Origin of the sequence: Streptomyces bambusae, assembly GCF_019400985.1 — a bacterium.
Lineage (GTDB): Bacteria > Actinomycetota > Actinomycetes > Streptomycetales > Streptomycetaceae > Streptomyces > Streptomyces bambusae_A.
Genome location: NZ_WTFF01000025.1, coordinates 15,064 through 38,027, shown reverse-complemented (window position 1 = coordinate 38,027; position 22,964 = coordinate 15,064). Strand labels below are relative to the sequence as shown.

Here is a 22,964-nt window from a genome sequence, read left to right as displayed (position 1 = left end):
GGCTCGGCCTTCGGCGCGGCTTCGGCGGCCGGCTCCGGCTCGGGCTCGGGCTCGACCACCGGCTCCGGCTCCGGCACGGGCTCCGGCTCCGCCGCGGTGGCCGCCGGCTCGCCCTGGGTGCCGCCGAGCTGGATGCCCGCCATGCGCTTCCACTCGTACGGCCCGGTGCGCACCTTCGCCGCGAAGTCGCCGTCGAACTCGTCGTGGAGGGTCAGCCCGGCCTTCTCGGCCGCCAGCTTCGCCACCTCGTGCGACGGGGCGACGAGGTCGCCCCAGCCGCCGTCCGATCCGACGAGCACGATCCGGGTGCCCGCCTGGCCGATGTAGGCGAGCTGCCCCTCGGCGCCGCCGTGCTGCTGGGAAAAGGCGCCGATCTGCTTGGCGAGCTTCGCCGCGGTGCGCTCCTGCTTGGTGTCTGCCATACAGCAGATGCTACCGGCGAGTAATCAGCGGAGGAAGGGATCCACGGCCACCGCCACGAACAGCAGCGACACGTACGTGATCGACCAGTGGAACAGGCGCATCTCCTTGAGCTTCGCGCCCGTCACGCCCGCCTTCGCGCGCGCCTGGAGCGCGTGCGCCTCCCACAGCCACCAGCCGCCGGCCGTCAGCGCGACCACCGTGTAGAACCAGCCGGTGAAACCGAGCGGCTGGAGCAGCAGCGAGACCCCGACCATCACCCAGCTGTAGAGGACGATCTGCCGGGCCACGGCCTTGTTGCCGGCCACCACCGGGAGCATCGGCACGCCGACGCGCGCGTAGTCCTCCTTCACCTTCATCGACAGCGGCCAGTAGTGCGGCGGCGTCCAGAAGAAGATGACGAGGAAGAGGATGACGGCGGCCCAGGAGACCTCGTTCTTGACCGAGGACCAGCCGATGAGCACGGGCATGCAGCCGGCGATGCCGCCCCAGACGATGTTCTGGGTGGTGCGCCGCTTCAGCAGCATCGTGTAGACGACGACGTAGAAGAGGAGCGCGCCGAGGGCGAGGGCGGCCGACAGCCAGTTGACGAGCAGTCCGAACCACACCGTGGAGACGATGCCCAGGGTGATGCCGAAGGCCATGCACTCGCGCGGGCTGACCATCCCGGTCACCAGCGGCCGCTGCGCGGTGCGGTCCATCAGCGCGTCGATGTCGCGGTCGATGTACATGTTCAGCGCGTTGGCGCCGCCGGCCGACAGGTAGCCGCCGGTGCATGTGGCGAGAACCAGCCACAGCGACGGGACGCCCTGCTCGGCGAGGAACATCACCGGGACTGTGGTGATCAGCAGAAGTTCGATGATCCGCGGCTTGGTCAAAGCCACGAAAGCCATGACCCGGGCCCCGAACGGCCGGTGACCGCGGGTCGTCCCGAGTACCCCCGCTGGACGGGATTCGACGGCCGTCACGCACACCCCTGACAGAGAATCCAGCAAGCTCCCGGGCCTGAAACCCCGGCAAAAGCTTGCGCGTACCACGCCACTCTAGACGTTGTCCTCACCCCGCCCTGCGCCGGGGTCGGCACGTGTTGGGCCGAGTGCCGCGCGCCCGTCCGGCGGGCAAAGCGGACGTGGCAAGGTCGTGACAGGCTGCACGCACTCGAATAGCTGCGCGTCCCGGCGAGGGTAGGCTCGGAATCGCGCCGGTGGCCCGTTCGTCACCGGGGAGAACAGACATGTGGAGAGGAGCCCTGACCCACGGTGAGCACCAAGCCGACCAGCACAGAGCTCGACTGGACCGAACTGGACCAGCGGGCCGTGGACACCGCCCGCATCCTGGCCGCTGACGCGGTGCAGAAGGTCGGGAACGGCCACCCGGGCACGGCCATGAGCCTGGCCCCCGCCGCGTACACCCTCTTCCAGAAGGTGATGCGCCACGACCCGGCAGACCCGGAGTGGGTGGGCCGCGACCGTTTCGTGCTCTCCGCCGGCCACTCGTCCCTGACCCTGTACACCCAGCTGTACCTCGGCGGCTTCGGCCTGGAGCTGGACGACCTCAAGGCGTTCCGCACCTGGGGCTCGAAGACCCCGGGCCACCCGGAGTACGGCCACACCGCCGGCGTCGAGACCACCACCGGTCCGCTCGGCCAGGGCATCGCCAACGCGGTGGGCATGGCCATGGCCGCCCGCTACGAGCGCGGCCTGTTCGACCCGGAGGCCGCCCCCGGCACCTCCCCGTTCGACCACATGGTCTACGCCGTCGCGGGTGACGGCTGCCTCCAGGAGGGCATCTCCCACGAGGCGTCCGCAATGGCCGGCCACCAGAAGCTCGGCAACCTCGTCCTCCTCTGGGACGACAACCACATCTCCATCGAGGGCGACACGGAGACGGCCGTCTCCGAGGACACCGTCAAGCGCTACGAGGCGTACGGCTGGCACGTGCAGCGCGTCGCGCAGCAGGAGAACGGCGACCTCGACCCCGTGGCGCTGTACGAGGCGCTGCTCGCCGCCAAGGCCGAGACGGAGCGCCCGTCCTTCATCGCCGCCCGCTCGATCATCGCCTGGCCGGCCCCGCACGCGCAGAACACCGAGGCCGCGCACGGCTCGGCGCTCGGCGACGACGAGGTGGCCGCCACCAAGCGCGTCCTGGGCTTCGACCCGGAGCAGACCTTCGAGGTCTCCGACGAGGTCATCGCGCACACCCGCAAGGCGGTCGACCGCGGCCGCGAGGCCCGCGCCGCGTGGGAGAAGGACCTCTCCGCCTGGCGCACCGCCAACCCGCAGCGCGCCGCCGAGTTCGACCGGATCCAGGCGGGCGAGCTGCCCGCGGGCTGGGAGGAGAAGCTCCCCGTCTTCGAGCCCGGCAAGGGCGTCGCCACCCGCGCGGCCTCCGGCAAGGTGCTCCAGGCGCTCGGCGCGGTGATCCCGGAGCTGTGGGGCGGCTCGGCCGACCTGGCCGGCTCCAACAACACCACCATCGACAAGAACTCCTCGTTCCTGCCGAAGGACAACCCGCTGCCGGAGGCCGACCCGTACGGCCGCACCATCCACTACGGCATCCGCGAGCACGCCATGGCCGCGGAGATGAACGGCATCGCGCTGCACGGCCACACCCGTATCTACGGCGGCACCTTCCTGGTGTTCTCCGACTACATGCGCAACGCGGTGCGCCTGTCGGCCCTGATGCACCTGCCGGTGACGTACGTGTGGACGCACGACTCCATCGGCCTGGGCGAGGACGGCCCGACCCACCAGCCGGTCGAGCACCTGGCGTCGCTGCGCGCGATCCCGGGCCTGAACATCGTCCGGCCGGCCGACGCGAACGAGACGGCCCTCGCCTGGCGCGAGATCCTCAGGCGCCACACGAAGGTCTTCGGCAAGGGCGCCCCGCACGGTCTGGCGCTCACCCGCCAGGGCGTGCCGACGTACGCGCCGAACGAGAACACGGCCAAGGGCGGCTACGTGCTGTTCGAGGCCGAGGGCGGCGACGCCCAGGTCGTCCTCATCGGCACCGGCTCCGAGGTCCAGCTCGCCGTCGCCGCGCGCGAGGCGCTGCAGGCCGAGGGCATCCCGGCCCGCGTGGTCTCGATGCCGTCCGTGGAGTGGTTCGAGGAGCAGGACCAGGAATACAAGGACAGCGTGCTGCCGCCGTCCGTGAAGGCGCGAGTCGCGGTCGAGGCGGGCATCGGGCTGACCTGGCAGCGTTACGTCGGCGACGCCGGCCGGATCGTGTCGCTGGAGCACTTCGGCGCCTCCGCCGACGGCAACGTGCTGTTCCGCGAGTTCGGCCTGACCGCCGAGGCCGTGACCGCAGCCGCGAAGTCCTCCCTCGACGCAACGCGTGGGACCGAAGCCGCCGCGCGCTGAGCCGGTACGAGAACCAAGTAGGAGATGCAATTCCCATGACAGACGCACTCAAGCGCCTCTCCGACGAAGGCGTGGCGATCTGGCTGGACGACCTGTCCCGCAAGCGCATCACGTCCGGCAACCTGGCGGAGCTGATCGACCAGTCCCACGTGGTCGGTGTCACCACCAACCCGGCGATCTTCCAGAAGGCCATCAGCGGCGGTGAGGGCTACGGCCGGCAGCTCGCCGACCTCGCGGCCCGCAAGGTCACCGTGGACGAGGCCATCCGCATGATCACGACGGCGGACGTCCGCGACGCCGCCGACATCCTGCGCCCGGTCTTCGACGCGAGCGACGGCCAGGACGGCCGGGTCTCCATCGAGGTGGACCCCCGTCTGGCGCACGACACCACGGCGACGATCGCCGAGGCCAAGCAGCTGGCCTGGCTGGTGGACCGCCCGAACACCCTGATCAAGATCCCGGCGACCAAGGCCGGCCTGCCGGCGATCACCGAGGTCATCGGCAAGGGCATCAGCGTCAACGTGACGCTGATCTTCTCGCTGGAGCGCTACCGCGAGGTCATGGACGCCTACCTGGCGGGCCTGGAGAAGGCCAAGGCCGCGGGCCTGGACCTCTCCAAGATCCACTCGGTGGCCTCCTTCTTCGTGTCCCGCGTGGACACCGAGATCGACAAGCGCCTGGACGGCATCGGCACCGACGAGGCCAAGGCCCTCAAGGGCAAGGCGGCGCTCGCCAACGCCCGGCTGGCCTACGAGGCGTACGAAGAGGTGTTCGGCTCGGAGCGCTGGGCCGCCCTGGACAAGGCGCAGGCCAACAAGCAGCGTCCGCTGTGGGCCTCGACCGGCGTCAAGGACCCGGCGTACAAGGACACCCTGTACGTGGACGACCTGGTCGCCCCGGGCACGGTGAACACCATGCCGGAGGCCACCCTGGAGGCCACCGCCGACCACGGCGTGATCACCGGCGACACCATCCGCGGCACGTACGACCGGTCCCGCGAGGAGCTCGCCGCGGTCGCGCGGCTCGGCATCTCGTACGACGATGTCGTCCAGCTGCTCGAGGACGAGGGCGTCGAGAAGTTCGAGGCGTCCTGGAACGACCTGCTGAAGTCGACCGAGGCGGAGCTCGAGCGCCTCGCCCCCACGGAGGCCTGAACACCTTGTCTGGGAACGGAGCGACCAACCCGCTTCGTGACGCACAGGACCGGCGGCTCCCGCGCATCGCGGGGCCGTCCGGCCTGGTCATTTTCGGCGTTACGGGTGACCTGTCGCGCAAGAAGCTGATGCCCGCGGTCTACGACCTGGCGAACCGCGGCCTGCTGCCGCCGGGCTTCTCGCTGATCGGCTTCGCCCGTCGGGAGTGGGAGCACGAGGACTTCGCCCAGGAGGTGTACGAGGCCGTCAAGCAGCACGCGCGCACGCCGTTCCGGGAAGAGGTCTGGCAGCAGCTGGTGCAGGGCTGCCGGTTCGTGCAGGGCGACTTCGGCGACGACCAGGCGTTCGAGACGCTGAAGGCGACCATCGAGGAGCTCGACAAGGCACAGGGCACGGGCGGCAACTTCGCCTTCTACCTGTCCGTGCCGCCGAAGTTCTTCCCCAAGGTCGTGCAGCAGCTCAAGGACCACGGCCTGGCCCAGAAGGAGGGCTCGTGGCGGCGCGCCGTCATCGAGAAGCCCTTCGGGCACGACCTGAAGAGCGCCGAGGAGCTCAACAAGGTCGTCCACGAGGTCTTCCCCCGTGACGAGGTCTTCCGTATCGACCACTACCTCGGCAAGGAGACCGTCCAGAACATCCTGGCGCTGCGCTTCGCCAACACGATGTTCGAGCCGATCTGGAACCGGTCGTACGTCGACCACGTGCAGATCACCATGGCCGAGGACATCGGCATCGGCGGCCGGGCCGGCTACTACGACGGCATCGGTGCCGCCCGTGACGTCATCCAGAACCACCTGCTCCAGCTGCTCGCGCTGACCGCGATGGAGGAGCCGGGCTCCTTCCACCCCAAGGCGCTGGTGGCGGAGAAGCTGAAGGTGCTGAGCGCCGTCGAGATCCCCGAGGACCTGGGCAAGCACACCGTGCGCGCGCAGTACACCTCGGCGTGGCAGGGCGGCGAGAAGGTCGTCGGCTACCTCGAAGAGGACGGCATCGACCCCAGGTCGAAGACCGACACCTACGCGGCGATCCGGCTGGAGATCAACAACCGCCGCTGGGCGGGCGTCCCCTTCTACCTGCGCACGGGCAAGCGCCTGGGCCGCCGGGTGACGGAGATCGCGGTGGTCTTCAAGCGGGCCCCCTACCTGCCGTTCGAATCGGGCGCGACCGAGGAGCTGGGGCAGAACGCCCTGGTCATCCGGGTCCAGCCGGACGAGGGCGTCACGGTGCGGTTCGGCTCCAAGGTCCCGGGCACCTCGATGGAGGTCCGGGACGTGACGATGGACTTCGCCTACGGCGAGTCCTTCACGGAGTCGAGCCCGGAGGCCTACGAGCGCCTCATCCTCGACGTGCTGCTCGGTGACGCGAACCTCTTCCCGCGCCACCAGGAGGTCGAGCTCTCCTGGAACATCCTCGACCCGATCGAGGAGTACTGGGACAAGCACGGCAAGCCCGCCCAGTACGCGGCGGGTACCTGGGGGCCGGTCGAGGCGGACGAGATGCTCGCACGAGACGGACGGAGCTGGCGCCGGCCATGAAGATCGATCTCACGGAGACCACCTCCAGCAAGATCAACTCGGCGCTCGTACAGGCGCGCCGGGACATCGGCACGCCGGCCATCGGCATGGTGCTGACGCTGGTCATCGTGACCGACGAGGAGAACGCGTACGACGCGCTCAAGTCGGCCTACGACGCCTCCCACGAGCACCCCTCGCGGATCCTGGTCGTGATCAAGCGGGTCAGCCGTTCGCCGCGCAGCCGGCGCGACGCGCGGCTGGACGCGGAGATCCGGGTCGGGGCGGACGCGGGCACCGGGGAAACGGTTGTCCTGCGACTGCACGGCGAACTGGTCGACCACGCGCAGTCGGTGGTCCTCCCCCTCCTGCTGCCCGACGCCCCCGTGGTCGTCTGGTGGCCGGAGTTCTCCCCCGCGGACCTGGCGGGCGACCCGCTCGGGGCGCTGGGCCAGCGCCGGATCACGGACACGTACGCGGCCGAGGACCCGCTCGCGGCGCTGTCCGGGCGGGCCGCGGCGTACGCGCCCGGCGACACGGACCTGTCCTGGACCCGGATCACGCCCTGGCGCTCCATGCTGGCGGCGGCGCTGGACCAGCAGCGGGTCTCGATCGTCTCGGCGACGGTCGAGGGCGAGGAGGACAACCCCAGCTGCGAGCTGCTGGCCATGTGGCTGGCGGACCGCCTCCACGTCCCCGTCGAACGCAAGCCCTCGAACGGCCCCGGCCTGACCTCGGTCCGGCTGGAGACCAAGGAGGGCGCGGTCGTCCTGGACCGGGCGGACGGCGGCCTGGCGACGCTGCGGATGCCGGGGCAGCCGGATCGGGCTGTGGCGCTGAAGCGGCGGGAGACGGCGGAGCTGTTGGCGGAGGAGCTGCGGCGGTTGGACCCGGACAACACGTATGCGTCCGCGTTGAAGTTCGGGGTTTCGCGCCTCGCGGCGTCTGCGTCTGCCTCTGCCGCGCCGGCCGAGGCGGCCGAGGCTCCGGCGGCGAAGCCGAAGCCGGCCCGCAAGGCCACGGCGAAGTGACCCCCGCCCGGCGGAGCCCGGCCCCCCTCCCGGGTCGCCTCCGCCGGGCCCTGCGGGGCTCTTCCCCTCCCCGCCCCTTCCCGTTCCCGGGGGCTCCGCCCCCGGACCCCCGCGCCTCAAACGCCGGCGGGGCTGGATTTTCCAGCCCGCGCGGCGTTTGAGCGCACCGGGCGCGGAGCGCACGGAACGGGGTCCGGGGCGGAGCCCCGGTTTCGGGAAGGGGCGGGTAGGGGAAAGGCCCCGCGCAGCGGCACCGCGCCGCGTACCACCCTCCGTACGAGCAAGAAGGCGGCAAAGCCATGGGCATGACGACACCTCAGGTCGTCGTCCACCGGGACAAGGAGCTGATGGCGCAAGCCGCCGCAGCCCGGCTCATCACCAAGGTCGTGGACGCCCAGGCGGCCCGCGGCACCGCGTCCGTCGTGCTGACCGGCGGCCGCAACGGCAACGCCCTGCTCGCCGCGCTGGCCGCCGCGCCCGCGCGGGACGCGGTGGACTGGAGCCGGCTGGACCTGTGGTGGGGTGACGAGCGGTACCTGCCCGCCGAGGACCCCGAGCGCAACGTCACGCAGGCCCGCGCGGCCCTGCTGGACGCCGTACCGCTCGACCCCGCGCGGGTGCACGCCATGCCCGCCTCGGACGGCCCGTACGGGCCCGACGTGGACGCCGCGGCCGCCGCGTACGCCGCGGAGCTGGCCCGGGCCGCGACCCCCGAGGACCACGGCCCCGTGCCCTGCTTCGACGTGCTGATGCTCGGCGTCGGCCCCGACACGCACGTGGCGAGCCTGTTCCCCGAGCACCCGGCGGTGCGCGAGACCGAGCGCACGGTGGTCGGCGTGCACGGCGCGCCCAAGCCGCCGCCCACCCGGGTCTCGCTCACCCTGCCGACCATCCGGGCCGCCCGCGAGGTGTGGCTGCTCGCGGCCGGCGAGGACAAGGCCGGCGCGGTCGCCATCGCGCTCGGCGGGGCGGGCGAGGTCCAGGCGCCGGCTGCGGCCGCGTACGGGCGCACGCGCACGCTGTGGCTGCTGGACCGGGCCGCGGCCGCGAAGCTGCCGACGGCGATGTACCCGCCGGCGCTCTCCTGACACCCCGGCACCGCACGGTCGAGCAGCACGAGCAGCACGAGCAGCACGAAGCGCCCCGTTCCGCAGACCGCGAACGGGGCGCTTCGGCGTCAGGTCACCGCATCGGCGCGCTCAGGGCCCGGCGGCCGCTCAGCGGCCGCGCAGCGTGCGGTAGACGTCCACCAGCGCCTTCGTGGACGCGTCGAGGCCCTCGACCGCCGCGCCCTCCGTCAGGGCCGGCTCCACCCGCTTGGCGAGCACCTTGCCGAGCTCGACGCCCCACTGGTCGAAGGAGTCGATGTTCCACACCGCGCCCTGGACGAACACCTTGTGCTCGTACAGCGCGATCAGCTGGCCCAGCACCGAGGGGGTCAGCTCCGGGGCCAGGACGGTGGTGGTCGGGTGGTTGCCGCGGAAGGTCTTGTGCGGCACCAGCTCCTCCGGGACGCCCTCCGCCCGGACCTCCTCGGGGGTCTTGCCGAAGGCCAGCGCCTGCGTCTGGGCGAAGAAGTTCGCCATCAGCAGGTCGTGCTGGGCGGCGAGCCCCGTCGGCAGCACCGGTACCGGGCGGGCGAAGCCGATGAAGTCCGCGGGGATCGTCTTCGTGCCCTGGTGGATCAGCTGGTAGTAGGCGTGCTGGCCGTTGGTGCCGGGGGTGCCCCAGACCACCGGGCCGGTCTGCCAGTCCACCGGACTGCCGTCCCGGTCCACCGACTTGCCGTTGGACTCCATGTCCAGCTGCTGCAAGTACGCCGTGAAGCGGGAGAGGTAGTGGCTGTACGGCAGCACGGCGTGCGACTGCGCATCGAAGAATGCGCCGTACCAGATGCCCAACAGGCCCAGCAGCAGCGGGCCGTTCTGCTCCGGCGGGGCGGTGCGGAAGTGCTCGTCCACCGTGCGGAAGCCGGCGAGCAGCTCCCGGAAGGCGTCCGGGCCGATCGCGACCATCAGCGAGAGGCCGATCGCCGAGTCGAAGGAGTAGCGGCCGCCGACCCAGTCCCAGAACTCGAACATGTTGGCCGGGTCGATGCCGAACTCCGCGACCTTCTCCTCGTTGGTGGAGAGGGCGACGAAGTGCCGTGCCACCGCCCCTTGGTCGCCGCCGAGACCCTCCAGCAGCCACGTGCGCGCCGAGGTGGCGTTGGTGATGGTCTCGATCGTGGTGAAGGTCTTCGAGGCGATGACGAAGAGCGTCTCGGCCGGGTCCAGGTCCCGCACCGCCTCGTACAGGTCGGCCCCGTCCACGTTGGAGACGAACCGCACCGTCAGATCCCGGTCGGTGAAGGAGCGCAGCGCCTCGTAGGCCATCGCCGGGCCCAGGTCGGAGCCGCCGATGCCGACGTTGACCACGTTCCTGATGCGCCGGCCGGTGAAGCCGAGCCACTCCCCCGAGCGGACCCGGTCGGCGAAGCCGGCCATCTTGTCGAGCACGGCGTGGACGCCCGGGACCACGTTCTCGCCGTCCACCTCGACGACCGTGTCCGGGGCGGCGCGCAGCGCGGTGTGCAGGACCGCCCGCCCCTCGGTCGTGTTGATCTTCTCGCCGCGGAACATGGCGTCCCGCAGTTCCGCCACGCCCGTCGCCGCCGCCAGCTCCCGCAGCAGCGTGAGCGTCTCGTCGGTCACGAGGTGCTTCGAGTAGTCGATGTGCAGGTCGCCGACCTGCAGGGTGTAGCCGGTGCCGCGGCCCGGGTCCGCCGCGAACAGCTCCCGCAGGTGCGTCTGCCCCAGCTCCTCGCGGTGCTTGCCGAGGGCCAGCCACTCGGGCGTCCGGTTCAGCCTGCTCCTGCGGCCGTCTGCGTTCATCTCGGACATCAACCCACTTCTTCCGTCCTGTTGTGCCCCGCCGGTGACCAACCTAAGGGATGCAAAGGGCGCAGGCGGACACAAAGCGGCCCGGCCCCGCGGGAGAGGTCTCCCACGGGGCCGGGCCGTCGGTCGTACGCGCGGACGTGCGCGGTCAGATCTCGCCGCGGAGCTTGGCGAGCGCCTCCGCGAGGATCGCCTCGCCGTCGGCGTCGGTGCGCCGCTCACGGACGTACGCGAGGTGCGTCTTGTACGGCTCGGTGCGCGGCGGTGCCGGGGGGTTGTCCCGGTCCTGGCCGGCCGGGAACCCGCAGCGGGGGCAGTCCCAGGTGTCCGGAACCTGCGCGTCGCTGGCGAAGCTCGGCTGGGTCTCGTGCCCGTTGGAGCACCAGAAGGAGATGCGCAGGCGCGGAGCGGACTCGCCGCGCTCGGCCTCACCCATCGGCCCCGCTCCGACCCGACTTCCACGGATCGCGTTGCCACTTGCCACGGTCGTAACTCCCTGCGTGATGGTGCCGCGAAGCGCGAGTGTACCGCGTACCGCGTCGCTGTACCCGAGTTGGGGTCAGCTGCTGGTCTTCATCAGGAGGCCGAGGGCGACAATGCAGGCGAACCACAGCAGACCGACCACGACGGTGATCCGGTCGAGGTTGCGCTCGGCGACCGAGGAGCCGCCGACCGAGGACTGCATGCCGCCACCGAACATGTCGGAGAGGCCGCCGCCCTTGCCCTTGTGCATCAGCACCAGCAGCATGAGCAGCAGGCTGAAGACGATCAGGGCGATCGAGAACCCCATAATCACGGCTGGACCCTACTTCCTTGGATAGTGGCGCGGGGGCCTGGCGACTGACACTGCAGCCCACCCGGCCCCCGCAAGGGTACGACGGATCCGCCCTACCGCATACTCACTGGTCGCGGAAGCGGACGATCTTGACGAACTCGTCGGAGTCCAGCGCGGCACCGCCGACCAGGGCGCCGTCCACGTCGGGCTGGGCCATGATCGCGGCGATGTTGCCGGCCTTCACGGAGCCGCCGTACTGGATGCGGACCTTGTCGGCCAGCTCCTGGGAGTACAGCTGCGCCAGCCGGCCGCGGATCGCCCCGCAGACCTCCTGGGCGTCCTCGGGGGTGGCGACCTCGCCGGTGCCGATCGCCCAGACGGGCTCGTACGCGATCACGATCGTCTCGGCCTGCGCGGCCGGGACGTCCTTGAGGCCGCCGTCGACCTGCGCCAGGGTGTGGGCGACCTGGTTGCCGGCCTTGCGGACGTCCAGGCCCTCGCCGACGCACAGGATCGGGGTGATCCCGTGCCGATACGCAGCCTTGACCTTGGCGTTGCAGATCTCGTCGGTCTCGCCGTGGTACTGGCGGCGCTCGCTGTGGCCGACGGCCACGTACGTGCAGTTCAGCTTGGCCAGCATGGGGCCGGAGATCTCACCGGTGTACGCGCCGGAGTCGTGCGCCGAGAGGTCCTGGGCGCCGTACTTGATCTTCAGCTTGTCGCCGTCGACGAGGGTCTGGACCGAACGCAGGTCGGTGAAGGGCGGCAGGACCGCCACCTCGACCGCGTCGTAGTCCTTGTCGGCGAGGGCGAAGGCGAGCTTCTGGACGTGTGCGATGGCCTCGAGGTGGTTGAGGTTCATCTTCCAGTTGCCCGCCATGAGCGGGGTACGAGAGCTCACTGTTGTTCAGTCCTCCAGTGCGGCGAGGCCGGGGAGCGTCTTGCCCTCGAGGTATTCGAGGCTGGCGCCGCCGCCGGTCGAGATGTGGCCGAAGGCGTTCTCGTCGAAGCCCAGCGTGCGCACGGCCGCGGCCGAGTCGCCACCGCCGACGACGGTGAAGGCGCTGGAGTCGACGAGGGCCTGCGCGATGGCGCGCGTGCCTCCGGAGTAGTCGGGGTGCTCGAAGACGCCCACGGGACCGTTCCAGAAGACGGTCTCCGCGTCGGCGATCTTCGACGCGTACAGCTCACGGGTCTTCGGACCGATGTCCAGACCCTCCTTGTCGGCGGGGATCTTGTCCGCGTCGACGGTGACGTACTCGGCCGGGGTCTTGGCCTTGAGGTCGGGGAAGTCGGCCGAGGCCAGGATGTCGACCGGCAGGACCAGCTCGACACCGTTCTTCTCGGCGCGGGCCATGTACTCCAGCACCGTCGGGATCTGGTCCTCCTGGAGGAGGGAGATGCCGACCTCGTGGCCCTTGGCCTTGAGGAAGGTGTAGGCCATGCCGCCGCCGATGAGCAGGCGGTCGGCCTTGCCGAGCAGCTCGTCGATGACGGCGAGCTTGTCGGAGACCTTGGCGCCGCCGAGCACGACCACGTACGGGCGCTTGACGTCGGCGGTGAGCTGCTTCAGGACGCCGACCTCGGTGGCGATGAGGGAGCCGGCCGCGTGCGGGAGGCGCGCGGGGAGGTCGAAGACCGAGGCGTGCTTGCGGTGGACGGCACCGAATCCGTCGCCGACGTAGACGTCGGCGAGCTCGGCGAGCTGGTCCGCGAAGGCGCCGCGCTCGGCGTCGTCCTTGGCGGTCTCGCCGGCGTTGAAGCGCAGGTTCTCGATGACGGCGACCTGGCCGTCGGTGAGGGCCGCGACGGTCTCCTTGGCCGAGGAGCCGACGGTGTCGGTCGCGAAGGCGACGTCCTGGCCGAGCAGTTCGCCCAGCCGCTTGGCGGCGGGCGCGAGCGAGAAGGCCGGGTCCGGCGCGCCCTTGGGGCGGCCGAGGTGCGAGGCGACGATCACGCGGGCGCCGGCCTCGGCGAGCTTGGCGATGGTCGGCTGGACGGCGCGGATGCGGCCGTCGTCGGTGATGGTGTCGCCGGCGAGCGGCACGTTGAGGTCGGCGCGGACGAAGACCCGCTTGCCGGAGACGCCCTCGGCGAGGAGTTCGTCGATCGTCTTCATGCTGTTCTGCTCCTTATCCCGGTAGGGGGCTTTGTCCATGCCGGGCGAGAGGGACGAGGCAAGCCACAGGGCCCGTGCGGCGCTTCGCTGCGCTGCACGGACCCTGTGCTCACATCGCTTGGTGCCTAGCCTGGAACTTAGCTCAGCTGCCCGCCGACGTAGACAGTGAGGTCGACGAGTCGGTTGGAGTAGCCCCACTCGTTGTCGTACCAGCCGACGACCTTGACCTGCTTGCCCTGGACCATCGTCAGGGAGGAGTCGAAGGTGCAGGAGGCCGGCCAGTTCACGATGTCGGAGGAGACGATCGCGTCCTCGGTGTAGTCGAGGATGCCCCGGAGCTGGCCCTCGGAGGCCTTCTGGAAGGCGGCGTTGATCTCGTCCTTGGTGACCTCGCGGTCCAGCTCGATCACCAGGTCGGTGACGGAGCCGGTGGGGACCGGGACGCGCATGGCGATGCCGTCCAGCTTGCCCTTGAGCTGCGGGAGCACCAGCGCGGTGGCCTTGGCGGCACCGGTGGAGGTGGGGATGATGTTCTCCGCGGCGGCGCGGGCGCGGCGCAGGTCGGAGTGCGGGAAGTCCAGGATGCGCTGGTCGTTCGTGTACGCGTGGACCGTCGTCATCATGCCCTTGACGATGCCGAAGTTCTCGTCGAGGACCTTGGCCATCGGCGCCACGCAGTTGGTGGTGCAGGAGGCGTTGGAGATGACGTGGTGGCTGGCCGCGTCGTACTTGTCCTGGTTGACGCCCATCACGATGGTGATGTCCTCGTTCTTGGCCGGGGCCGAGATGAGGACCTTCTTCGCGCCGGCGGCGAGGTGCTTGGCGGCGTCCTCGCGCTTGGTGAAGATGCCGGTCGACTCGATGACGATGTCGGCGCCCAGCTCGCCCCAGGGGAGGTTCGCGGGGTCGCGCTCGGCGAAGGTCTTGAAGGTGTTGCCGCCGACGGTGATGGTGTCGTCGGTGTGGGTCACGTCCTGCTTCAGGCGGCCGAGGATGCTGTCGTACTTGAGCAGGTGCACCAGGGTGGCGTTGTCGGTCAGGTCGTTGACACCCACGACCTCGATGTCAGCCCCCTGCTCCAGGAGAGCGCGGAAGTAGTTGCGGCCGATTCGGCCAAAACCGTTGATGCCTACGCGGATCGTCACGAACCGATCTCCTCGTTGGTGCGCCGGTCTGTCAGCCGGCGAGCTGTATTGGGATGTCCCCGACCACTTATGACCCTACCTCTCCGTGAGCGTTTGAGTGACATCCGGACGGCCCCAAAACTCACGCTCCTTCGTGCCGAAGGGCGTACAAACGAGCGGAAGAGCCATTCCACGGCCCTCGACGGCCCCCAAGAGGTCTAGTCCACCTCTTGAGGGCGCCCCCGGAATCGATTACGGAGAGTAGCTACGGGCGTCAGTGGCGGAGGGAGCCGAGCGCCTTACCGATCAGTACGGAACGTTCCTTCTGCGTGGACACGTGCTCCAGTCCGAAACCGAGGAGCACCGTGTCACGCGTAGTGACGGAGGCGAAGGACTTGAACAGCTCCCCCGTCCTGGACCAGTCCCCCGCGACGGCGGGGCTGCCCGCCGGCGCGTCCTGCACCGTCCAGGACCCGAAGGAGGCCTCGAAACCCTCCCGCTCCTTCTCGGCGCCGCCGATCACGAGTTCGGCGTCGTCCGCGAAGACGCCGCGGCCGCCCGTGCCCGGGTCGGTGATCGACGACAGCGCCACCTCCACCTTCTTGCCGGCGTAGGCACTGAGGTCGAAGGACACCTGCTTCCAGCCGCCGGAGGAGCCGGTGAAGCTGTGCCACGCACCGCTGGAACCGGTGGCGGTACAGCCGCCGTCGGCCAGGGTCAGGTAGTGCTTGAGGAACGGGTGCCCGCCGATGAAGAAGCCGGCCCCGCACTCCGCCGGCACGGCGCTGCCGGTCAGCCCCGAGGCCTCGGGCAGCGTCGTCCAGTCCTCGCCGCCCACCGTGTGGGCCTCCAGCACCGCGTGGTCGTAGCCGGGCTCGGTGTGCCACTGCAGGGCCATCCGCAGCTGCGGCGCGTCGGCCGCCGCCACCCCGGTCAGGTCGATCGTGCGCACCAGGCGCTTCCAGTCGTCGTCGGCGTGGGTGGCCGAGGCCATCCAGGCACCCGCGTGCGGGGCGTACGGGTTCACGACACCGGCGTACGAACCGGCCTGGGCGCTCCTGAACTGGGGGAACCGGTCCGGGCCGAGGGTGTCGGAGGTGACCGTGAACGAACCCGGCGTGTTCAGCGGGTTCCCGGCCGCGTCACCGAGCCCGCCGGCCGCGCCCGCCAGGGAGCCGGCACCGGTGAAGCCGGTGGCGCCGCCGCTGCCGCTGCGCCCGTAGGCACCGAGCCAGTACTGGCTGAAGTCGTCGGTGGCGGCCCGTCCGACCTGGGCGCTGCCGCCCGCCAGCTCGCCGGCCTCGATCAGCTTGCCGCCTTCGTTGAGGAAGTCGCGCACGGCGAGCTGGGTGGCGCCGCCGGGCGCCTGGGCGCCGGTGTAGTGGACGGCGGTCCCGAAGTGGGACAGCACGCCCAGGTGGTGCGGCACGCCCCGGGTGGCCACGTCCCAGACGGCCGCGGACCGGCCGTTCGCGCGCAGCGCGTCCACGTAGGTCCGGGCGTGCTGTGCCTCGGCCCCTTCCTCGGCGATCACCAGGACGTCGGCGCGGGGCCGGTCGGCGACCTTGTAGGTGAAGTGCTCGCTGGACACCTGGCGTCCGGAGGCGCGGTCGCGGCCGGTGAACCAGACCTCGACGCTGTCGCCGGGCCGAGTGCCCTCGACCTCGGCGCGGTACTCGTCGAACCAGAGGTTGTCGCCGCCGCCGTAGCGTTCGCCGCCCCGCCAGGGCTCCAGGTCCTCGTCGTGGACGCGCCCGCCGTTGACCCGGTAGTTGAGCTCCTTGTCGCGCAGCGACTTGCGGGCGGTGACCGAGACGGGCTGGTCCTGGCCGCGGGCGGCGTAGGAGGTGGTGAAGGGGTCGAGCGTGAAGTCCGCGGCGGTCAGGCCCAGGGAGGAGACGGGCCGGTCCGGGGTGGCGGCGGACTCGGCGACGGAGAGCGCGAAGGGGATGTTCTTGGCGAACTCCGCCTGGACGAGCTTCTCGTCGTCGGGGAAGTTGAAGCCGGACGGGCAGTCCTCGGGCCGCCACCGGTCGTTCGGGTCACTGGCCGAGGCGGTCTGGCAGGTCGTCATCTCCGGCGTGAACATCATGATGCCGTTGACGTTGCTGGCGTGGCCGTCGAAGTCCCCGTTGGTGGTGTACAGCTCGGAGGAGACCTGCGGGTGGTAGCCGGGCACGGCCGGGTTGTCGGGGGTGCCGGCCAGGGCCTTGTAGGCGACGTCGTCGGGGGTGTCGGTGGCCACCTGCCAGCCCACCCCGTAGAGCAGCAGCTCGGCGGCGGAGTGGTAGTTGATGGCGTACTCGAAGCCGATGCGCTTCTGGAAGCGGTCGACGGCCGCGGTCTCGGGCTCGGAGTTGCCGGCGGTGCCGCGGTAGGTCTCGCTGCCCGGGTTCGGCGAGGAACCCTCGTTGTCGTAGCCCCACTTGTACGAGAAGTTGCGGTTGAGGTCGACGCCGTCGCCGGGGGCGATCCGGCCGTCGCCGTCGTTGTCGCGCATGTTCTTGCGCCACAGCCGCCGCCCGTCGGGGGCGTGGGTGTAGTCGTAGCCGTCGGGGTTGGCGGAGAGGACGAACCACAGCTCGGTGGAGTCGACCAGCTTGGTGATCCGCTGGTCCTTGCCGTAGTTGTCGATGTAGTGGTGCATCAGCCGCCGGGTCATCTCCGGGGTGATCCACTCACGGGCGTGCTGGTTGGACAGGTACAGCACGGACGGCTTGGCGCCGTCCCGGCTCTGCCGGGCGTCCTTGGTGAGCTTCAGGGCGAGGATGTCCTTGCCCTGGACCGTCTTGCCGATGGAGACGACCTTGGTGAGGGCCGGGTTGTCCTGGCCGGTCCTGACGATCTCCTGCTGGAGGCCACCGGGGCCGCTGTAGGGGCGGAAGACGCCGTCGCCGGCCGCCTTGCCGCGCGTGAGGGCCGGCTCGCCCGCGGTGCGCTCGGCGAGCCTGACGCCCTGGGCGCCGAGGGCACGGGCCTGGGCCGCGGTGAGGAAGAGCTCGACCCGCGCGGTGCCCCGCTCCGGGGCCTGTTCGCCGAGCTCGTGCCCGTCCTGGCCGGCGGCGAGGACGAGCGGGACCTGCTCCTTGGTGATGTCGGCGTCGTAGACCCGGATCTCCTCGGCGTCCGGGGCCCGGCCGGCGCCGGGCTGGGCCTGGGCCGCGGGTACGGCGGCCAGTGAGCCTAATGCGAGTGCGCTGGCGGCGAGGATCGATCTCGCGCGGTGCCTCATGTGCCCCCCTGGGCGTCGTAGGCCACGAAAGCGTCGGACGACAGGCTCACGACCCGCGCATGCCCATGTCAATGGGGCGTGCCGCGCCACACGGCCGAAGGGCCCGTACGTGTGACACGTACGAGCCCTTCGGCGTAACGGGGTGCGGTCGGCGGTGCTGTGCCGGGGAAGGCGTCAGCCGGCCAGGTTGTCCGCCATCTCCTCGGTGAGGTTCGACTCCGTGCCCGGGATACCGAGGTCCTGGGCCCGCTTGTCGGCCATGGCGAGCAGCCGGCGGATCCGGCCCGCGACCGCGTCCTTGGTCAGCGGCGGGTCGGCCAGGGCGCCCAGCTCCTCCAGGGAGGCCTGCTTGTGCTCCATGCGCAGCCGGCCGGCCGCGGCGAGGTGCTCGGGGACCTCCTCGCCCAGGATCTCCAGCGCGCGCTGGACGCGGGCCCCGGCGGCCACCGCCGCGCGGGCCGAGCGGCGCAGGTTGGCGTCGTCGAAGTTGGCCAGCCGGTTGGCGGTGGCGCGCACCTCGCGCCGCATCCGGCGCTCCTCCCACGCCAGCACCGACTCGTGGGCGCCGAGCCGCGTCAGCAGGGCGCCGATCGCGTCACCGTCGCGTACGACGACACGGTCGACCCCGCGCACCTCGCGGGCCTTGGCGGCGATCGAGAGCCGACGGGCGGCGCCCACCAGGGCCAGGGCCGCCTCCGGGCCGGGGCAGGTGACCTCCAGGGAGGAGGACCGGCCCGGCTCGGTCAGCGAACCGTGGGCCAGGAAGGCGCCGCGCCAGGCCGCCTCGGCGTCACAGGTGGCCCCGGAGACCACCTGCGGCGGCAGGCCCCGGATGGGCCGCCCGCGGCCGTCCACCAGGCCGGTCTGGCGGGCCAGCTGGTCGCCGCCGGCGACGACGCGGACGACGTACCGGCTGCCGCGGCGCAGGCCACCGGGGGCCATCACCACGAGGTCCGAGGAATGGCCGAAGATCTCCAGGATGTCCTTGCGCAGCCGGCGCGCCGCGATCCCGGTGTCCAGCTCCGCCTCGATGACGATCCGCCCGCTCACCAGGTGGAGCCCGCCCGCGAACCGAAGAATCGCCGAGACCTCCGCCTTCCTGCAGCAGGTCCGGGTGACGGGGAGCCGGGAGATCTCATCCTTCACCGCTGGCGTCATCGCCATGGGCCGATCCTTCCATGCATCCGAAAAATACGGTCGTACGCGGCCGCCAACAGCTCCGGGTCGTGCCGGGGGGAACCGTCTTCCCTGGCCACCGGCGCCAGCTCGACCGCGGCACCGAACCGTTTCGCGGCATCGGCGAGGGACTCGCGGTCGGGCACGGCGGCCTGGTCGGCCAGCACCACGTCCAGGGCGAGTTTAGGGGCGTGTCGGGCCAAAACCTCCAAATGACGTTGCGGAGAGAAGCCCTCGGTTTCACCCGGCTGCGGCGCGAGGTTCAGCGACAGCACCCGTCGGGCCTTGGTCTCCCGGAGCGCGTCCAGCAGGTCCGGCACCAGCAGGTGCGGGATCACCGAGGAGAACCAGGAGCCCGGGCCCAGCACCACCCAGTCCGCGTCGAGCACCGCCTCGACCGCTTCCGGCACCGCCGGCGGGTCGTGCGGCACGACGTGGACGGACTGCACCTCGCCCGGGGTCAGCGCCACGGTGGCCTGCCCTCGGACGGTGTCCACGTCGTCGGGCCGGGCCGGGTCGTGGCCGCGGACCAGTGCCTGGAGCTCCAGCGGCACCGCCGACATCGGCAGCACCCGGCCGTGCGCGCCGAGCAGCTTGCCGACCAGGTCCAGGGCCTGGACGTGGTCGCCCAGCTGCTCCCACAGGGCCACGATCAGCAGGTTCCCCACGGCGTGCTCGTGCAGGTCGCCGCGGGACTGGAAGCGGTGCTGGATGACCCGGGCCCAGGTCTGGCCCCAGTCGTCGTCCCCGCACAGCGCGGCCAGCGCCTTGCGCAGGTCGCCGGGCGGCAGGACGCCGAGCTCCTCGCGCAGCCGGCCGCTGGAGCCGCCGTCGTCCGCGACGGTGACCACGGCGGTGAGGTCACCGGTGATGCGCCGCAGGGCGGCGAGCGAGGCCGACAGGCCCATTCCGCCGCCCAGTGCCACCACCTTGGGCTGCGAGCGCCGGCGACGCGCGGAGCGGATCTCGTCCCGCCCCGCGGTCAGCCGTCGCAGGCGGCGCAGCCGCAGGCTCCGTCCGGTCACTCGCGCCCCATGTCCCGGTGTACGACGACGGTCTCGACTCCCTCGGAGGCGAGGCGGGCGGCGAGCTTCTCGGACACGGCCACGCTGCGATGCTTGCCGCCGGTGCAGCCCACCGCGATGGTCACGTAGCGCTTGCCCTCGCGCCGGTAGCCGGCGGCGATCAGCTGGAGCAGCTCCGTGTAGCGGTCGAGGAACTCCTTGGCGCCCGGCTGGCTGAAGACGTAGCCCGACACCTCCTCGTTCAGGCCGGTGAAGGGGCGCAGCTCCGGGACCCAGTGCGGGTTCGGGATGAAGCGGCAGTCCACGACGAGGTCGGCGTCGACGGGCAGGCCGTACTTGTAGCCGAAGGACATGACGGTGGCCCGCAGCTCGGGCTCGGCGTCGCCGGCGAACTGGGCGTCCATCTTCGCGCGCAGCTCGTGCACGTTCAGGCTGGAGGTGTCGATCACCAGGTCGGCGTCGCCGCGCAGCTCGCGCAGCAGGTCGCGCTCGGCGGCGATGCCGTCGGTGATCCGGCCCTCGCCCTGGAGCGGGTGCGGGCGGCGGACAGACTCGAAGCGGCGGACCAGGGCCTCGTCGGAGGACTCCAGGAACACCGTGCGCCGGGCGACGCCCTGGGTGTCGAGGTCGGCCAGGGACTCGCGCAGGGCGTCGAAGAACTGCCGGCCGCGGACGTCGACCACGACGGCGATGCGCGCCACGTTGCCCTGGGAGCGGGCGCCGAGCTCCACCATGGTGGGGATCAGCGCCGGCGGCAGGTTGTCCACGACGAACCAGCCGAGGTCCTCCAGGCACTTCGCGGCCGTACTGCGGCCTGCTCCGGACATGCCGGAGATGATCACCAGCTCGGGGATGGCCGCCTCGGCGGCCTCGCCGGGCTCCGCTGTCGCGCCCGTACTCACCTGTGTCCCGTCCTGTCCTTGCTCCGGCGCCCCGTCGGGCGCGTGTCCGTGCTCTGCGGCCTGCTGCGCTTCGTGCTGCCGTGGTTCACGATCGGTCATGGCTCGTCCCCCGTTCGGACGTCGTTCCCGCGGGTGCGGGGGTCTCGTCCTCCATGATCTCCCCTGTGGCCGTGTTGACCGCAGGAGCCGCGGGGGCCACCTGGGCGAGAGCCGCGGCCACGGCCTCGGCCGTCTTACGGCCTATGCCCGGGACCTCGCAGATCTGGTCGATTGTCGCCTGTCTCAGCTTCTTCACCGAACCGAAGTGCTTGACCAGGGCCTGCCGGCGGCTCTCGCCGAGGCCCGGCACCTCGTCCAGGGGGCCTGCCTTGAGCCGCTTGCCGCGCTTGCTGCGCTGGTACTGGATGGCGAACCTGTGCGCTTCGTCACGGACCCGTTGCAGCAGGTAGAGGCCCTCGCTGGTGCGGGGCAGGACCACGGGGTCCGACTCGCCGGGCAGCCAGACCTCCTCCAGCCGCTTGGCCAGGCCGCACACCGCCACGTCGTCGATGCCGAGCTCGTCCAGGGCCCGCCGGGCGGCCGCGACCTGCGGCTGGCCGCCGTCGACCACGACGAGCTGCGGCGGGTAGGCGAAGCGCTTGGGCCTGCCGTCGTCCTCGGCGAGGGGCTCGTCGCCGTCCTCGGGGGTCCACTCCCCCGTCTTCAGCTTCTCCTGGAGGTAGCGGCGGAAGCGGCGGGAGACGACCTCGTGCATGGAGCGGACGTCGTCCTGCCCGGCGAAGGACTTCACCTGGAAGCGCCGGTACTCGCTCTTGCGGGCCAGGCCGTCCTCGAAGACGACCATGGAGGCCACGACGTCGTCGCCCTGGAGGTGGGAGATGTCGAAGCACTCGATGCGCAGCGGGGCGCTGTCCAGCTCCAGGGCCTCGGCGATCTCCTCCAGGGCGCGCGAGCGCGTGGTGAGGTCGCTGGCGCGCTTGGTCTTGTGCAGGGCCAGGGACTGCTGAGCGTTGCGGTGGACGGTCTCCATCAGGGCCTTCTTGTCGCCGCGCTGCGGCACGCGCAGGCTCACCTGCGAGCCCCGGCGGCCGGCCAGCCACTCGGTGAGGGCGGGCGCGTCCTCGGGCAGCGCCGGGACCAGGACCTCCTTGGGCACGCTCTCGCCGCTCTCCTCGCCGTACAGCTGCTGGAGGGCGTGCTCGACGAGGCCGGCCGTGTCGACGGCCTCGACCTTGTCGGTGACCCAGCCGCGCTGGCCGCGGACCCGGCCGCCGCGCACGTGGAAGATCTGGACGGCCGCTTCGAGCTCGTCCTCGGCGACCGCGATCAGGTCGGCGTCGGTGGCGTCGGCGAGCACCACCGCGTTCTTCTCCATGGCCCGGCGCAGGGCCCCTATGTCGTCGCGGAGCCGGGCGGCCTTCTCGTACTCCATCTCCTCGGCGGCCTCGTGCATCTGCTTCTCCAGGCGGGAGAGGTAGGCGCCCGTGCGGCCGGCCATGAAGTCGCAGAAGTCCTCGGCCAGTTCCCGGTGGTCCTCGGGGCTGATCCGGCCGACGCAGGGGGCCGAGCACTTGCCGATGTAGCCGAGCAGGCAGGGCCGGCCGATCTGGGCGGAGCGCTTGAAGACCCCGGCGGAGCAGGTGCGGACGGGGAAGACCCGGAGCATCAGGTCCACGGTCTCGCGGATGGCCCAGGCGTGGGCGTACGGGCCGAAGTAGCGCACGCCCTTCTTCTTGGGGCCGCGCATGACCTGGACCCGGGGGTACTGCTCGCCCAGCGTGACGGCGAGGGAGGGGTAGCTCTTGTCGTCCCGGTACTTGACGTTGAACCGGGGGTCGAACTCCTTGATCCAGGAGTACTCCAGCTGGAGCGCCTCGACCTCGGTGGAGACCACGGTCCACTCGACGGAGGCGGCGGTGGTCACCATGGTGGCCGTACGGGGGTGCAGGCCGGCCAGGTCCTGGAAGTAGTTGGCCAGGCGCTGGCGCAGGCTCTTGGCCTTCCCGACGTAGATCACGCGGCGGTGCTCGTCGCGGAAGCGGTAGACCCCCGGGGAGTCGGGGACCTGTCCCGGCTGGGGGCGGTAGCTGGAAGGGTCGGCCATGGTCCAACCCTACTTGCGGCCACCGACAACGGGCCCGCACCCTGCCACCACCGCTGCGCGGGGCCTGTCCCCTCCCCGCCCCTTCCCGTAACCGGGGCTGCCGCCCCGGACCCCGCCCCTTGCCGTCCGTTGTGGCTGGTCGCGCAG

17 protein-coding genes and 1 pseudogene are annotated in these 22,964 nt (G+C 71.2%); 5 read left to right on the top strand and 13 right to left on the bottom strand.

All coding sequences use genetic code 11. From position 1 onward, the window contains the following. Positions 1-119 precede the first annotated feature (119 nt). Positions 120-422 (bottom strand): annotated as a pseudogene (locus tag GPJ59_RS06605) (hypothetical protein); the annotation flags it as partial. 24 nt (positions 423-446) lie between these two features. Next, the gene (locus GPJ59_RS06600) at positions 447-1,388 is read right to left on the bottom strand and encodes a heme o synthase (protein WP_219665500.1); all 942 of its coding nucleotides are present in this window, start codon (positions 1,386-1,388) and stop codon (positions 447-449) included. 291 nt (positions 1,389-1,679) lie between these two features. Between GPJ59_RS06600 and tkt the strand changes: the two genes are divergently transcribed. From tkt to pgl, 5 genes are all read left to right on the top strand, one after another. Then, entirely contained in the window at positions 1,680-3,785 is a 2,106-nt protein-coding gene (gene tkt, locus GPJ59_RS06595; RefSeq protein WP_219665499.1) for a transketolase, read from the top strand. Positions 3,786-3,820: 35 nt separating this feature from the next. Then, on the top strand, positions 3,821-4,939 hold the full coding sequence (gene tal, locus GPJ59_RS06590) for a transaldolase (RefSeq protein WP_219665498.1): 1,119 nt from the start codon (positions 3,821-3,823) through the stop codon (positions 4,937-4,939). A 5-nt stretch (positions 4,940-4,944) separates the two neighbouring features. After that, on the top strand, positions 4,945-6,474 hold the full coding sequence (zwf, locus tag GPJ59_RS06585) for a glucose-6-phosphate dehydrogenase (protein ID WP_219665496.1): 1,530 nt from the start codon (positions 4,945-4,947) through the stop codon (positions 6,472-6,474). After that, positions 6,471-7,481 carry a glucose-6-phosphate dehydrogenase assembly protein OpcA gene (opcA, locus tag GPJ59_RS06580; RefSeq protein ID WP_219665495.1) on the top strand — a complete coding sequence of 337 codons (1,011 nt, stop codon included), beginning with the start codon at positions 6,471-6,473 and terminating at the stop codon, positions 7,479-7,481. Before zwf ends, opcA begins: the two co-directional genes overlap by 4 nt. A gap of 305 nt (positions 7,482-7,786) precedes the next feature. Then, on the top strand, positions 7,787-8,569 hold the full coding sequence (pgl, locus tag GPJ59_RS06575) for a 6-phosphogluconolactonase (RefSeq protein WP_219665493.1): 783 nt from the start codon (positions 7,787-7,789) through the stop codon (positions 8,567-8,569). A 129-nt stretch (positions 8,570-8,698) separates the two neighbouring features. Here pgl and pgi read toward each other — a convergent pair whose 3' ends face one another. The 11 genes from pgi to uvrC form a co-directional block, all read right to left on the bottom strand. Then, positions 8,699-10,354, bottom strand: a complete 1,656-nt coding sequence (pgi, locus tag GPJ59_RS06570; protein WP_219665503.1) for a glucose-6-phosphate isomerase — start codon at positions 10,352-10,354, stop codon at positions 8,699-8,701. A 154-nt stretch (positions 10,355-10,508) separates the two neighbouring features. Continuing rightward, complete coding sequence (locus GPJ59_RS06565; RefSeq protein WP_007263454.1) at positions 10,509-10,844, bottom strand: RNA polymerase-binding protein RbpA; 336 nt, start codon at positions 10,842-10,844, stop codon at positions 10,509-10,511. Between the two features lie 75 nt (positions 10,845-10,919). Then, entirely contained in the window at positions 10,920-11,150 is a 231-nt protein-coding gene (gene secG / locus GPJ59_RS06560) for a preprotein translocase subunit SecG (RefSeq protein WP_219665502.1), read from the bottom strand. A gap of 109 nt (positions 11,151-11,259) precedes the next feature. Further along, on the bottom strand, positions 11,260-12,036 hold the full coding sequence (gene tpiA, locus GPJ59_RS06555; RefSeq protein ID WP_219665491.1) for a triose-phosphate isomerase: 777 nt from the start codon (positions 12,034-12,036) through the stop codon (positions 11,260-11,262). 6 nt (positions 12,037-12,042) lie between these two features. Continuing rightward, positions 12,043-13,254, bottom strand: a complete 1,212-nt coding sequence (locus GPJ59_RS06550; protein WP_219665489.1) for a phosphoglycerate kinase — start codon at positions 13,252-13,254, stop codon at positions 12,043-12,045. Between the two features lie 137 nt (positions 13,255-13,391). Continuing rightward, positions 13,392-14,399: a type I glyceraldehyde-3-phosphate dehydrogenase gene (gap, locus tag GPJ59_RS06545; protein WP_219665487.1), complete on the bottom strand. Its 1,008-nt coding sequence runs from the start codon at positions 14,397-14,399 to the stop codon at positions 13,392-13,394. 253 nt (positions 14,400-14,652) lie between these two features. Next, a complete protein-coding gene (locus GPJ59_RS06540; protein WP_219665486.1) occupies positions 14,653-17,610 on the bottom strand; it encodes a M14 family metallopeptidase in 2,958 nt (985 codons plus the stop codon). 174 nt (positions 17,611-17,784) lie between these two features. Continuing rightward, positions 17,785-18,774 (bottom strand): DNA-binding protein WhiA, encoded by a 990-nt coding sequence (gene whiA / locus GPJ59_RS06535; RefSeq protein WP_125639393.1) that lies wholly within the window; start codon positions 18,772-18,774, stop codon positions 17,785-17,787. Next, the gene (locus GPJ59_RS06530) at positions 18,765-19,811 is read right to left on the bottom strand and encodes a gluconeogenesis factor YvcK family protein (RefSeq protein WP_219665484.1); all 1,047 of its coding nucleotides are present in this window, start codon (positions 19,809-19,811) and stop codon (positions 18,765-18,767) included. Before GPJ59_RS06530 ends, whiA begins: the two co-directional genes overlap by 10 nt. Beyond that, on the bottom strand, positions 19,808-20,812 hold the full coding sequence (gene rapZ / locus GPJ59_RS06525) for an RNase adapter RapZ (RefSeq protein WP_374200790.1): 1,005 nt from the start codon (positions 20,810-20,812) through the stop codon (positions 19,808-19,810). The genes GPJ59_RS06530 and rapZ overlap by 4 nt, the downstream gene beginning before the upstream one ends. Continuing rightward, the gene (gene uvrC, locus GPJ59_RS06520; protein ID WP_219665480.1) at positions 20,799-22,817 is read right to left on the bottom strand and encodes an excinuclease ABC subunit UvrC; all 2,019 of its coding nucleotides are present in this window, start codon (positions 22,815-22,817) and stop codon (positions 20,799-20,801) included. Before uvrC ends, rapZ begins: the two co-directional genes overlap by 14 nt. Between the last annotated feature and the right edge of the window lie 147 nt (positions 22,818-22,964).

Coding starts and splice junctions, on each gene's coding strand:
- tal (WP_219665498.1), top strand. CDS start 3,821: ATGACAGACGCACTCAAGCGCCTCTCCGACGAAGGCGTGGCGATCTGG.
- opcA (WP_219665495.1), top strand. CDS start 6,471: ATGAAGATCGATCTCACGGAGACCACCTCCAGCAAGATCAACTCGGCG.
- pgl (WP_219665493.1), top strand. CDS start 7,787: ATGACGACACCTCAGGTCGTCGTCCACCGGGACAAGGAGCTGATGGCG.
- pgi (WP_219665503.1), bottom strand. CDS start 10,354: ATGAACGCAGACGGCCGCAGGAGCAGGCTGAACCGGACGCCCGAGTGG.
- secG (WP_219665502.1), bottom strand. CDS start 11,150: ATGGGGTTCTCGATCGCCCTGATCGTCTTCAGCCTGCTGCTCATGCTG.
- GPJ59_RS06550 (WP_219665489.1), bottom strand. CDS start 13,254: ATGAAGACGATCGACGAACTCCTCGCCGAGGGCGTCTCCGGCAAGCGG.
- GPJ59_RS06540 (WP_219665486.1), bottom strand. CDS start 17,610: ATGAGGCACCGCGCGAGATCGATCCTCGCCGCCAGCGCACTCGCATTA.
- whiA (WP_125639393.1), bottom strand. CDS start 18,774: ATGGCGATGACGCCAGCGGTGAAGGATGAGATCTCCCGGCTCCCCGTC.
- rapZ (WP_374200790.1), bottom strand. CDS start 20,812: ATGACCGATCGTGAACCACGGCAGCACGAAGCGCAGCAGGCCGCAGAG.
- uvrC (WP_219665480.1), bottom strand. CDS start 22,817: ATGGCCGACCCTTCCAGCTACCGCCCCCAGCCGGGACAGGTCCCCGAC.